Origin of the sequence: Sandarakinorhabdus rubra (genome assembly GCF_010994245.1) — a bacterium.
Taxonomy (GTDB): Bacteria; Pseudomonadota; Alphaproteobacteria; order Sphingomonadales; family Sphingomonadaceae; genus Sandarakinorhabdus; species Sandarakinorhabdus rubra.
Genome location: NZ_WMHO01000483.1, coordinates 1 through 509 on the forward strand (window position 1 = coordinate 1; position 509 = coordinate 509).

The 509-nt window shown below is 73.1% G+C and carries 1 protein-coding gene; it reads left to right on the forward strand.

The features are described 5' to 3' along the window. Positions 1–509 (forward strand): UDP-N-acetylglucosamine--N-acetylmuramyl-(pentapeptide) pyrophosphoryl-undecaprenol N-acetylglucosamine transferase (locus tag GJV64_RS15420; RefSeq protein WP_268920656.1); only part of this gene is annotated, 509 nt, incomplete at both ends.

Here is a 509-nt window from a genome sequence, read left to right on the forward strand (position 1 = left end):
GCCGGCCAGGCGCCGTTTGCCGCCGATGCCCCGCGCCTCAAGCTGCTGGTGACGGGCGGCAGCCAGGGCGCCGCCATCCTCAACCGCGTGGTGCCGGCGGCGCTTGCCCTGCTGCCAGCTGATCTGCGCGGCCATCTCGACGTGACGCACCAGGGCCGCGACGAGGACCGCGCGGCAATGGAAGCCGCCTATGCCGCCGCCGGCATCACCCCGCGCATCGCCGCCTATTTCCCCGATCTGCCCGCCGAGATGGCTTCGAGCCACATCGTCATCGCGCGGTCTGGCGCATCGACCGTGGCTGAACTGGCGGTGATGGGCCGGCCATCGATCCTGGTGCCGCTGCCGATCGCCACCGATGATCACCAGGCCGACAATGCCGGGGCGCTGGTCGCCGCCGGCGCCGCCCGCATGATCCGGCAGGACGCGTTTACGCCACAGTCCCTCGCCGATGCCTTGACGCCGTGGCTGACCGACCGGCAGGGGCTGGCCGCCGCTGCGGCCGCAGCGCG